General features: G+C 64.9%; 11 protein-coding genes. All 11 read left to right on the top strand.

Annotated elements, in window-relative coordinates; all coding sequences use genetic code 11:
- The first annotated feature begins 417 nt into the window (after positions 1 to 417).
- The 11 genes from ABC977_RS05480 (at position 418) to nrdR (ending at position 11,297) form a co-directional block, all read left to right on the top strand.
- Positions 418 to 765, top strand: a complete 348-nt coding sequence (locus ABC977_RS05480; protein ID WP_369666233.1) for a rhodanese-like domain-containing protein — start codon at positions 418 to 420, stop codon at positions 763 to 765.
- 306 nt (positions 766 to 1,071) lie between these two features.
- Entirely contained in the window at positions 1,072 to 2,250 is a 1,179-nt protein-coding gene (locus tag ABC977_RS05485; protein WP_369666234.1) for an aspartate aminotransferase family protein, read from the top strand.
- A 5-nt stretch (positions 2,251 to 2,255) separates the two neighbouring features.
- Entirely contained in the window at positions 2,256 to 3,185 is a 930-nt protein-coding gene (gene argF / locus ABC977_RS05490) for an ornithine carbamoyltransferase (protein WP_369666235.1), read from the top strand.
- A gap of 722 nt (positions 3,186 to 3,907) precedes the next feature.
- Positions 3,908 to 5,842, top strand: coding sequence for an NADH-quinone oxidoreductase subunit 5 family protein (locus ABC977_RS05495; RefSeq protein WP_369666236.1), 1,935 nt, complete (start codon positions 3,908 to 3,910; stop codon positions 5,840 to 5,842).
- A complete protein-coding gene (locus tag ABC977_RS05500) occupies positions 5,839 to 6,696 on the top strand; it encodes a respiratory chain complex I subunit 1 family protein (RefSeq protein ID WP_369666237.1) in 858 nt (285 codons plus the stop codon). Before ABC977_RS05495 ends, ABC977_RS05500 begins: the two co-directional genes overlap by 4 nt.
- An 8-nt stretch (positions 6,697 to 6,704) precedes the next feature.
- A complete protein-coding gene (locus ABC977_RS05505; RefSeq protein ID WP_369666238.1) occupies positions 6,705 to 7,148 on the top strand; it encodes an NADH-quinone oxidoreductase subunit B family protein in 444 nt (147 codons plus the stop codon).
- Positions 7,149 to 7,151: 3 nt separating this feature from the next.
- Entirely contained in the window at positions 7,152 to 7,559 is a 408-nt protein-coding gene (locus tag ABC977_RS05510; protein WP_369666239.1) for an NADH-quinone oxidoreductase subunit C, read from the top strand.
- Between the two features lie 3 nt (positions 7,560 to 7,562).
- Entirely contained in the window at positions 7,563 to 8,645 is a 1,083-nt protein-coding gene (locus ABC977_RS05515) for a hydrogenase large subunit (protein WP_369666240.1), read from the top strand.
- Between the two features lie 4 nt (positions 8,646 to 8,649).
- Entirely contained in the window at positions 8,650 to 9,060 is a 411-nt protein-coding gene (locus ABC977_RS05520; protein ID WP_369666241.1) for a 4Fe-4S binding protein, read from the top strand.
- 413 nt (positions 9,061 to 9,473) lie between these two features.
- Positions 9,474 to 10,733 carry a serine hydroxymethyltransferase gene (gene glyA / locus ABC977_RS05525; protein WP_369666242.1) on the top strand — a complete coding sequence of 420 codons (1,260 nt, stop codon included), beginning with the start codon at positions 9,474 to 9,476 and terminating at the stop codon, positions 10,731 to 10,733.
- Between the two features lie 51 nt (positions 10,734 to 10,784).
- Positions 10,785 to 11,297 (top strand): transcriptional regulator NrdR, encoded by a 513-nt coding sequence (gene nrdR / locus ABC977_RS05530; protein WP_369666243.1) that lies wholly within the window; start codon positions 10,785 to 10,787, stop codon positions 11,295 to 11,297.
- The last annotated feature ends 120 nt before the right edge of the window (positions 11,298 to 11,417 follow it).

An 11,417-nucleotide genomic window follows, 5' to 3' on the forward strand; every position in this document is an offset into this window, starting at 1 on the left:
AGGTGCCGGACGCTGGGGCCTAGCGGCTAAGGTCTTGGTGCCCGGCCCAGCGGTCTTGCAGGCGTCGCGCGCAGATCGCCGCCCGGCAGGGCGTCCGGGGGCAGGCCAACGACAAGAAAAGCGGCTCGGGCATGCTCCGACGAGATGCAGAGAGAGTCATGGTCGGATCCGATGTCGGCCGGGCTGGTCCTCTCGGGATACAATTCCACTGCCGCAGTGCGGTCTGTGCCGACGGGGCTTCAGCAAGCCTCTCGCCAGGTTGAAGAGATCGATCCGCCGAGAACCGGCTCGCCGAGACCGCGGTCCCAAACTGAACGAGGGGGCGGTGCGTCGGCGTTTTCACGGGCGCAGGCCTTGCGGTTGCGATTCCGATTCCGCCGAACGACTCGGCTTTGTGACTTCAGAGGAGGATGGATCATGAACAGGCTTACACGCGATGAGCTCAAGCAGTGGATCGATCACGGCGAGGCCGGCTGGCTGATCAACGTGCTCGATCCAACGGCCTTCGAGCAGGCTCGTATCCCCGGGTCCCACAATATCTCGATCGGCTCCAAGGACTTCGAGGCACGCGTGGAGACGCTGACTGGCGGAAAGGACTGCCGCATCGTCGTCTATTGCTCGAGCTTCGAGTGCGATGCGTCCGAAGCCGCGGCAAAGAGGCTGGCGCAGGCCGGGTTCGGCCAGGTCTATCGATACGAGGGTGGCATGAAGGACTGGCGCGAGGCCGCTTACCCGGTCGAGGGCGAATCGGGGTCCGTCGACTGACGCCCGAGGGCGGGCCGCGCGGGGCCAGAGGAGGTAAGATCGCCGTTGCGGTGCTTCGTGCGCTCGTCAAGGACTCGCGACACGCGCTCGACAGGTACTGCGCCTGCCCGATGGCACCTTGCGGCCGGCGCCACTCGGGTCGCGGTTACGAACGACGCCCGGGTGCATGGCGCTTGTTCCGTGCAAAATCGCGCGGTTATACTGAAACGTCTCGACACAAAGAACCCGAGGCGGTTCCCGTCCACGAGGAACCGCCTTTTTTATTTTTCGCGTTTTTCGTTGCGCGGCGAGAGGGGGGTTGATGACATGGGTGAACCCTTGATGTCCACCTACCGGCGACTTCCTGTCACCTTCGCTCGGGGTGAGGGGGTATGGCTTTGGGACACCGCAGGCCGACGCTATCTGGATGCCTTGTCGGGTATCGCGGTGTGTGGCCTGGGTCACGCTCACCCGGCCATCCGCGAGGCCCTGTGTGATCAAGCCGGGCGCCTGATCCACACGTCCAATCTTTACCGGATCGCCGAACAGGAGACCTTGGGTCGCGAGCTGACGCGTCTCGCCGGCATGGATCGCGTGTTTCTCGCCAACTCCGGGGCCGAGGCCAACGAGGCCGCGATCAAACTCGCCCGGCTTCGCGCCCATCAACAGGGCATCAAGGATCCGGCGATCCTGGTTGCCGAAGGCAGCTTCCATGGGCGAACCCTGGCGACCTTGAGCGCGACCGGGAACCGCAAGGTCCAAGCCGGGTTCGAGCCGCTCGTACAGGGCTTCGTGCGCGTGCCTTACGGGGACCTGGAGGCCGTCACGAAGGCCGCTGCCCATCGGCCGAACCTGGTCGCGGTCATGGTCGAGCCGCTGCAAGGTGAAGGCGGCATCCAGATCCCGCCCGATGATTACCTACCGCAGCTGCGCGACCTCTGTGATCGGCACGGGTGGCTGCTGATCCTCGACGAGATCCAATCCGGTATGGGGCGGACCGGTCGGCTGTTCGCGCACCAGCATAGCGGGATCCAGCCGGATGTCATGACGCTGGCGAAGGGGTTGGGCAACGGCGTGCCGATCGGGGCCTGTCTGGCGCGCGGTGCGGCGGCCGAGGTCTTGGGTCCGGGTACCCACGGCTCGACCTTCGGCGGCAACCCGCTGGCCTGCCGTGCCGCGCTCGCGGTCCTGGAGACACTGCGGACCCAGGACCTGATCGACCAGGCGCGCGACATGGGGGCCTATCTTCTTGCCGGCTTGCGCGAGGCGCTCGCGGGGCTCGACGGCGTTTGCGAGATCCGCGGACGCGGGCTGATGCTCGGCATCGAACTGGATCGGCCGTGCGCCGTGCTCGTCGAGCGCGCTTTGGCCGAGGGCCTGCTGATCAATGTCACGGCCGACCGGGTGATTCGCTTGTTGCCGCCGTTGATCATCGAGCGGCCCGAGGCGGACCAGATCATCGAAACCCTGGCCGCCCTGATCCAGCGCTTCACTCGAGAGGGATGACCGCGATGTCCGTGAACCCACGCCAATGCCGGCACTTCCTGGCGCTGTCCGACCTGACGCCGGACGAGGCGCACCGGCTGCTCGAGCGCGCGATCGAACTGAAACGGATGCTGAACGCCGGCGAGACCTATCTGCCGCTCAAGCACCGCACGCTCGCGATGATCTTCGAGAAGTCCTCGACCCGTACCCGTGTCTCGTTCGAAACCGCGATGGCCCAGTTCGGTGGCCACGCCCTGTTCCTCTCGCCGCGCGACACGCAGCTCGGTCGCGGCGAGCCGGTCGAGGACAGCGCCCGCGTGCTGTCGCGGATGGTCGACCTGATCATGATCCGTACCTTCGATCATGCGATCGTCGAGCGTTTCGCCGCCCATTCCCGCGTGCCCGTGATCAATGGCCTGACCGATCGCCTCCACCCGTGCCAGTTGCTGGCCGACATGCAGACCTATCTCGAACACCGCGGCGCGATCCGCGGCCGACGGGTCGCCTGGATCGGCGATGGCAACAACATGTGCCACTCCTATATCGAGGCGGCCCGGATCTTCGACTTCGAGCTGCGCATGGCCTGTCCCGAGGGCTTCGAACCGGACGGCGACATGCTCGACCAGGCCAGGGACCATTGCACGCTGGTCGGCGATCCTTTCGTGGCGGCCTCGGAGGCCGATCTGGTCGTCACCGATGTCTGGGCCAGCATGGGTCAGGAGGCCGAGCAGGCGGCTCGCCTCGAGGCCTTTGCGCCCTTTCAGGTCGACGACCGGATCATGGCCCAAGCCCGTCCAAACGCCCTCTTCATGCATTGCCTGCCGGCCCATCGTGGCGAAGAGGTGTCCGCATCGGTCATCGACGGCCCTCGATCCGTGGTCTGGGACGAGGCCGAGAACCGCCTGCACTCGCAGAAGGCGTTGCTGGAATTCCTAGCGGCCGCCAAGGCCGGATAATCCTTGGCCGGCCGACGGTGCCATCCGGCCTTCGCAGGCCGATGCGCCCACATCAGGCTCGACCGCACCCAACCGATGCCGACCGAGCATGCGGCAGCGTATCGGCTGTTTCGTGCGCCGCATGGGCACCCGGGGTAACCGTGAATTGGGGACTGGTATGACCAAAGGGCTGATGGTCAATCGGGCGGTCACCCCGCATGCCGCTCGCTGATTCCCGTTTCCTGGCGAGAAGCGGTGTGACTTATTTTTATTGTCTCGTATTCAGTCGCGCACAGAACAGATTCGTCTCAAGCCTTGCTAAAAAGCGGTGGCTATCCTCGATTCTTAGCCTTGACAAAAACAATTCAGCACTGGGCTCTCTGACCTGGGCCTTTGGGTTGGTCTAACCGAAAACCTTTTTTGTTTAACCGCTTAGGCGCTTGGAAATAGAGTCGGTCGGCGCCGATCTGACCCGACTTTACGGGTTTCCGCAACACCTGGTTTCGTCAATTCCCCTTGACGTCACTCATAATTGACAGCTAGATTCGGCCAATCCGAATCGTGTCCAATTCGAGCTCGTTAAGAGAGCGATCTGTTTTGACAACCCTCTCGCCAGCCACTGTGATCGATCGCCGCGCTAGCGGCGGTGGGGTGGCTGCGCGTCGTTCGGCCCGCCTGGCCGATTCGTCTTCTTCCACCGCGCTGGTCGTACCAGCTTTTCATTCCCGGACAAGGACTGGCTCATGTTGTTGATCAGCTTCCTTATCGTCTTTCCTCTACTCGCTGCTCTGGCGATCGCGTTTGCGCCAACGGCGGATCTGCGCAGCGCATTCGTGCGCTGGTCGGCCCTCGCGCTGGCGATCGCGTCGGTCGTCCTGGCCGTCGCCTATTTCCGTACCGGTCCCGAGTTCTTCAGCCTCGGTGACACTTGGAACGGACTCCTCGATCAGGTCTTCCTGCTCGGTGGGATCGCGGTCGCCCTGGTGCTTTTGTACCTGTGCCGACGGATCTCGGTCCGACAGTGGTACATCCCGGCGCTGATCCTGCTGCAAATGGGGCTGATCCTGGTTGCCGAACTGGCGCCCGGGCATCCCGAGGTCGCGCGGCCCTTCTACGTCGACAGTTTCTCGATCCTGATGGCGCTGATCGTCGGTGTCGTCGGCTGGCTGATCGCGGTCTACGCAGTCCGCTACATGCGCGACTACCATGCGCAACATCCGGAGGTGCGCGACCGGCAGCCGGCCTTTTTCGCCATCGTCTTCCTGTTCTGCGCGGCGATGTTCGGGATCGTGCTGACCAATCATCTGCCGGGGCTCTTCTTCTTCTGGGAGATCACGACCCTCTGTTCCTTCTGGTTGATCGGCTATTCGGGGACCGCCGAGGCGATGCGCAACGCCTACCGGGCCCTCACGATGAACCTGATCGGCGGCGTCTTCTTCGCCGCCGCGATCGTGTGGCTGACCTTCAACCCCGAGCTGCAAACCTGGGAGCTCGACGTCGTGATCGCGAACGGCGGCGCTGCGGCCCTGATCCCGGCGGCATTGATCGCGGTGGCCGGTCTGACCAAGGCCGCCCAGATGCCGTTCCACACCTGGCTGCTTGGCGCCATGGTCGCCCCGACCCCGGTCTCGGCCCTGCTGCACTCGAGCACCATGGTCAAGGCCGGCGTCTTCATCCTCGTCAAGTTCGCGCCCGTCTATCACGGGACAGAGGTCGGGCTGTTGTTGGCCCTGATCGGGGGCGTCACCTTCCTCGCGACCTCGCTGATTGCCGTCAATCAGCGCAACGCCAAGCTGGTCCTCGCCTATTCGACGATCGCGAACCTCGGGCTCGTGGTCATGTGCGCCGGCGTCGGCACCACGGCGACCCTATGGGCCGCGATGCTGTTGATCCTGTTCCATGCGGTGGCCAAGGCTCTGTTGTTCCTCAGCGTCGGCACGACCGAACACCTGGTCCACAGTCGAGACATCGAGGACATGGATGGGCTCGTGTACCGACGCCCGGTCCTGGCGATGACCTTGATGGTCGGCATGCTCGGCATGTTCCTCGCGCCCTTCGGCATGCTGATCAGCAAGTACACCTGCTTTCAGGCCTTCCTGACCGTCGATGTCTTTCCCGGTGGCGGCATCCTGTTGATGGCGATCCTGGCCTTCGGCAGTGCCCCGACCTTGTTCTTCTGGACCAAATGGATGGGCAAGCTGGTCGCGATGCCCAGGCGTACCCCGGAGCCGATGCCCGAGGTGCCACGCGAACAGGCCTTCGCCTTGCTCGCCCTGACCGGCCTCACCTATTTGGCCTGCGTGCTGTATCCGTTCGTCGACTGGGCCTTCATCCTGCCTTACACGCAGGCCCTGGCCGATGCCGGTCTGGTGCCGCCGCCGTCGGACTCGACCCACTGGGAGACCTTCATCCTGATGTCGGTGATGCTCGCCGGCATGTTCCTGCTGCCCGTGCTCTTCTGGCTGCGACCACCGCATTACGCCACCGTCAGCGGCTATCTGTCCGGCGCCAACGTGGCTGGAAGCGCGTCCTACCGCGGTGCGATGGGCGGCGAGCGCGAGGTCACGGCGCGTGGTTACTACCTGACCGCGTTTCTCGATGAACAGAGGCTGACTCGTCAGGGGCTGATCGCCGCTGGCATTTTGATGATCGCGATGCTCATGGGGGCGGCGCTATGAATCTCGAATACTGGGGCTTCGCGCTCGCCTTCATCGTGTTGGGCCCCGTCGTCGGGGGCTTGCTGGCCGGCATCGACCGGCGCCTGACCGCGCGGATGCAATCCCGGCAGGGGCCGCCCTTGTTGCAGCCCTTCTACGACGTGCTGAAGCTGTTCGAGAAGGACACGACGGTCGTCACCCATCTGCAGACGCTGTATCTGTGGGCCTTTTTGTTCTTCATGGTGATCGCCGGGGTCATCATCTTCCTCGGCGGCAACCTGCTGCTCAGCCTGTTCGCGATGACCGTGTCCGGCATCTTCCTGTGTCTGGCCGCCGAATCGACGAACTCGCCCTACAGCAAGATCGGCTCGGCGCGCGAGATGCTGCTGATGATGGCCTACGAGCCGATGCTGATCATCGTGCCGCTCGGGTTCTTCCTGGTCGTCGGCAGCTTCCAGGTCGCCGACATCCTCGCCGGCGAGCCATCGCAGGTCGTGCAACTGCTCGGCGTCCTGATCGGCTTCCTGTTCGTCCTGACCATCAAGCTGCGCAAGTCGCCGTTCGACATCAGTACCTCGCACCATGGCCACCAGGAGCTGGTCAAGGGCTTGACGACGGACATGAGCGGCCGCGACCTGGCCCTGGTCGAGATCGGCCATTGGTACGAGAATGTCATCCTGCTGGCCTGGCTCTACCTGTTCTTCGGCCCGCTCGGGCTGCTGTGGGCCCTGCCGATCGCCGTGGTCCTGTTCTTCGCCGAGGTCCTGGTCGACAATACCAATGCACGACTCAAGTGGGGCACGACCGTCAAGGCCTCCTGGTGGGTCGCGGTCCTCTTCGGTGTGACCAACCTTCTGGTGCTGCCGTTCATCTGAGCCTAATCATGAGCTTCCTGACCAAATCCCCTTGGATCCTCCATTACGCGGCCACGAGCTGCAATGGTTGTGACATCGAGCTGCTGGCCTGTCTGACGCCGCTGTACGACGTCGAGCGGTTCGGCATCATCAACACCGGTAATCCGAAGCACGCCGACATCCTGATGGTCACGGGTTCGGTGAACGAGGAGTCGCGCAAGGTCCTCGAGAACCTCTACGAGCAGATGCCGGACCCCAAGGCCGTGATCGCGATCGGCGCCTGTGCGCTGAGCGGCGGGATCTTTCGCGAGGCCTACAATGTCTATGGCGGGATCGACCAGGTGATCCCGGTCGATGTCTACGTCGCCGGCTGTGCCGCCCGGCCCGAGAGCATCATCGACGGCGTCGTCCGCGCCCTCGGGGTCCTCGAGGAGCGTAGCAAGAATCGTGTGCGGCAACGCAAGGTGGCCTGAATCATGAGCCAAGCCGAACCATTCAACGAGATCGAGTTGGATCAATGGGTCGCGACCGCCGAAGGGCTCCGTGCCGACGGCTATCGCCTGGTGCAGATGACCGGGACCGCGCGTCCCGATCACTTCGAGGTCATGGCGAGTTTCGACAAGGACTATCGCTGCGCGAACTACCGCATGCGGATATCCCGGGAGCACCCGCAACTGCCGAGCATCAGCGGCATCTTCCTGGCGGCCTTCACCTATGAAAACGAGTTGAAGGACCTGTTCGGTTTCGAGGTCCCCGGCCTCGCCATCGACTACGGCGGCAACTTCCTGCGGACCAAGACCAAGATCCCCTTCGCCGGATCCGTGACGACCAAGAAGGGGCCCACGACCGCGAGTTCCCAGCCGGCCGCAAACCCGGAGCAATAGATCATGGCCAATCGCACCATCGTCCCGTTCGGGCCGCAGCATCCGGTCCTGCCCGAGCCGATCCATCTGGATCTCGAGCTCGAAGACGAAACCGTGATGCAGGCGTTGCCGTCGGTCGGCTATGTGCATCGCGGCCTCGAGTTGCTCGCCGAGCATCACGACTACCTGGACATGGCCCATGTCGCCGAGCGGATCTGCGGCATCTGCAGCTTCATCCACAGCCAGGGCTACTGCCAAACCGTCGAGGGGCTGATGGGCCTCGAGGTCCCGCCGCGCGCCGTGTATCTGCGCACCATGTGGGCCGAGATCTCGCGCATCCAGAGCCACCTGCTGTGGTTCGGCCTGGTCGCCGACGCCTTCGGCTACGAAAGCCTGTTCCAGCACAGCTGGCGGATCCGCGAGCAGATCGTCGACATCATCGAGGAGACCGCCGGCGGACGGGTCATCTACGGGACCTGCAAGGTCGGTGGTGTGCGTCGCGATGTCGACAACGAGACGCTGCAACGGATCGGCCGCCACATCCGCGAGATCGAGGCCGAGTACAACGAACTGGCCGACATCTTCCGCAACGACCGCACGATCCGTAAGCGCACGGTCGGCATCGGCATGCTCGAACCCGAGAACGCGCACGCGCTCGGCGCGGTCGGCCCGGTCGCCCGCGCCAGCGGCATCGCGTTCGATGGCCGCCGGCTCGGCTATGCCGCCTATCCGGAGCTCGACTGGGAGCCGGTCGTCGAACAGGCTGGCGACAGCTTCGCCCGCTGCGAGGTGCGCCTGCGCGAGATCAACCAGTCCTTCGATCTGATCGCGCAATGCATCGCGCGGATGCCCGACGGCGAGATCGAGGTCTCGATCAAGGGCAAGCGTCCGCAGGGCGAGGTCATGGGGCGGCTCGAGCAGCCACGCGGCGAGGTCTGCTATTACATGCAGGCCGACGGCAAGAAGAACCTGCAGCGGTTCCGCGTCCGCACCCCGACCTTCGCCAACATCGCCCCGTTGGTTCACATGCTCAAAGGCTGCGACCTGGCCGATGTGCCCGTCATCACGCTGTCGATCGACCCCTGCGTGAGCTGCACCGAGAGATGATGTCATGACCGTACCCTGGTACTCGATCTCCGCGCTCGTCACCAAGAGCGCGCTCCACAAGCCGGCCACGCGCCTTTACCCGTTCGAGAAGCGCGCCCCTTACGCGCGCACCCGCGGGCACATCCAGTTCAAGATCGACGATTGCAACTACTGCGGCATCTGCGCGCACAAGTGCCCGACCCACGCGATCGTGACCAACAAGAAGGCCAAGACCTGGGCCATCGATCACACCCTGTGCATCCTGTGCAACAGTTGTGTCGACGAGTGTCGCGAAGGCTGCATCACGCTGAGCAATCATCCGCTCGCCCCGCTCGGTCCGGCCGATGTCGCCCGATTCCGCGAGGAATACCAGGCGCCGCCCCCGCCACCGCCGACCGAGGTGGAACTGACCCCGCGCGACCCCGCCGCGCCATGAACAGCTCGCGGGCTCCGGTCGAACCGAGCGGACGCTGGGCTCGGGTTCGGTAGGGTCGCGCCGAGAGGGCCGACCAGCGGAGTCCCGGAGGCCAGTCCGAAGACGAGCGCACCGCCGAGGTGCGCTCTCGACAGAGCGCCGCGCGCATCGGTGCCCGCGGCGCGGCTCACCTTTTCGCGGTGCAGCGACAGCAAGCGTTTGACACGCCAGATCGGCTGACGGCGAGCCCCTGCACCTCCTCGTTGCTCCTTCGACCCCGAGAGGTCATCCTGCTCCGCGTTGTCCGGGGCTGCCACACATCGCCTTGTTCGCAACTCCATGACCTGCGGTGGCCGCGGTGCGCCCGTTCATCACGACGACGTACCCACTGCGAACGGCTACAATGAGCCGTTTTTGCCGCTGAGGAAGCCCCTATGTTCGACAAATCCATGCAAATCGCGGGTTATGACGATGAGCTGTGGCAGGCGATCCAGGACGAGGAGCGCCGCCAGGAAGAGCACATCGAGCTGATCGCCTCGGAGAACTACACGAGCCCGCGCGTCATGCAGGCCCAGGGCGGGGTCATGACGAACAAGTATGCCGAGGGCTATCCCGGCAAACGCTACTACGGCGGTTGCGAGCATGTCGATGTCGCCGAACGTTTGGCGATCGAGCGGGCCAAGCAGCTGTTCGGCGCCGATTACGCGAACGTCCAGCCGCACTCGGGATCCCAGGCCAACGCGGCCGTCTACATGGCGTTGTGCGAGGCCGGCGACACCGTGCTGGGTATGAGTCTCGCCCATGGCGGGCATCTGACACATGGCGCCAAACCGAACTTCTCCGGCAAGCTGTACAAGGCCGTTCAGTACGGGCTCGATACGGCCACCGGCGAGATCGACTATGCGGAGGTCGAGCGGCTCGCGCGCGAGCACCGGCCGCGGATGATCGTCGCCGGCTTCTCGGCCTATTCGCGGGTCGTCGACTGGGCGCGCTTCCGGGCCATCGCCGACGAGGTCGGTGCCTATCTGCTCGTCGACATGGCGCACGTCGCCGGCCTGGTCGCCGCCGGTCTCTACCCGAGCCCGGTCGCGATCGCCGACGTCACCACGACCACGACGCACAAGACCCTGCGCGGCCCGCGCGGCGGCCTGATCCTGGCCAAGGCCAACCCGGAGATCGAGAAACGACTCAACTCCCTGGTCTTCCCCGGTACCCAGGGCGGGCCTTTGATGCACGTGATCGCGGCCAAGGCCGTGGCCTTCAAGGAGGCGATGGAGCCGGCGTTCCGCGTCTACCAGCAACAGGTCATCGACAACGCCCGCGCGATGGCCGAGGTGTTTCTCGCGCGCGGCTTCGACGTCGTCTCCGGCGGAACCGACGACCACCTGTTCCTGGTCAGCTTCATCCAGCAGGGCCTGACCGGCAAGGACGTCGACGCTTGGCTCGGCGCCGCGAACATCACGGTCAACAAGAACGCCGTGCCGAACGATCCGCAGTCGCCGTTCGTCACCAGCGGGATTCGCGTTGGCACGCCGGCGATCACGACCCGCGGTCTGGGTGTCGATGAGGCTCGCGAGCTCGCCGGCTGGATGTGCGATGTCATCGATGCCCGCGGCGAACAAGCCGTCATCGATCGGGTCAAGAAAACGGTCCTCGCCCTCTGCGCCCGTTTCCCGGTCTACGAGCGGGGCTGACGCGGGCACACCGATCGCAGGGCGAGGCCAGAACCACGCGGAGAGTCGGCGATGCGCTGTCCCTTTTGCGGTGCCCAGGATACGAAGGTGACCGACTCGCGCCTGTCGGGCGAGGGCGATCAGGTACGGCGGCGGCGGCGCTGCGTCGTGTGCAAGGAGCGCTTCACGACCTACGAAAGCGCCGAGCTCAACCTGCCGCGGATCATCAAGCGCGACGGCAGCCGCGTGCCCTTCGACGGGCGCAAGGTGCGCTCGGGCATGATGCGCGCGTTGGAGAAACGCCCGGTCAGCACCGAGGACGTCGATGCGGCGCTCGCGCGGATCAACCGGCGTCTGTTGGGGAGCGGTGAGAGCGAGGTGCCCGCGCGGCGGATCGGGGAGCTGGTCATGGATGAGCTGCGCGGGCTCGATCAGGTCGCCTACGTCCGTTTCGCGTCCGTCTACCGCAAGTTCGAGGACGTCAACGCGTTCCGCGAGGAGATCGAGCGGCTCGAACGCCAACTGTCGCCCGAGGCCACGCGGAAACAGCTCGACCTGCTCGGCGAGCTGGAGAAGAAGGGTTGACGACGAGCGCCGATCCGGTCTGGATGGCCCGGGCGCTCCAGCTCGCCGAGCGCGGCCGCTTCACGACCGACCCGAACCCGCGGGTCGGCTGCGTGCTGGTCAAGGACGGCGCGTCGGTCG

It is taken from the genome of Thioalkalicoccus limnaeus (genome assembly GCF_041197575.1).
Classification (GTDB): Bacteria; Pseudomonadota; Gammaproteobacteria; order Chromatiales; family Chromatiaceae; genus Thioalkalicoccus; species Thioalkalicoccus limnaeus.

Coding starts and splice junctions, on each gene's coding strand:
- ABC977_RS05480 (WP_369666233.1), top strand. CDS start 418: ATGAACAGGCTTACACGCGATGAGCTCAAGCAGTGGATCGATCACGGC.
- ABC977_RS05485 (WP_369666234.1), top strand. CDS start 1,072: ATGGGTGAACCCTTGATGTCCACCTACCGGCGACTTCCTGTCACCTTC.
- argF (WP_369666235.1), top strand. CDS start 2,256: ATGTCCGTGAACCCACGCCAATGCCGGCACTTCCTGGCGCTGTCCGAC.
- ABC977_RS05495 (WP_369666236.1), top strand. CDS start 3,908: ATGTTGTTGATCAGCTTCCTTATCGTCTTTCCTCTACTCGCTGCTCTG.
- ABC977_RS05500 (WP_369666237.1), top strand. CDS start 5,839: ATGAATCTCGAATACTGGGGCTTCGCGCTCGCCTTCATCGTGTTGGGC.
- ABC977_RS05505 (WP_369666238.1), top strand. CDS start 6,705: ATGAGCTTCCTGACCAAATCCCCTTGGATCCTCCATTACGCGGCCACG.
- ABC977_RS05510 (WP_369666239.1), top strand. CDS start 7,152: ATGAGCCAAGCCGAACCATTCAACGAGATCGAGTTGGATCAATGGGTC.
- ABC977_RS05515 (WP_369666240.1), top strand. CDS start 7,563: ATGGCCAATCGCACCATCGTCCCGTTCGGGCCGCAGCATCCGGTCCTG.
- ABC977_RS05520 (WP_369666241.1), top strand. CDS start 8,650: ATGACCGTACCCTGGTACTCGATCTCCGCGCTCGTCACCAAGAGCGCG.
- glyA (WP_369666242.1), top strand. CDS start 9,474: ATGTTCGACAAATCCATGCAAATCGCGGGTTATGACGATGAGCTGTGG.
- nrdR (WP_369666243.1), top strand. CDS start 10,785: ATGCGCTGTCCCTTTTGCGGTGCCCAGGATACGAAGGTGACCGACTCG.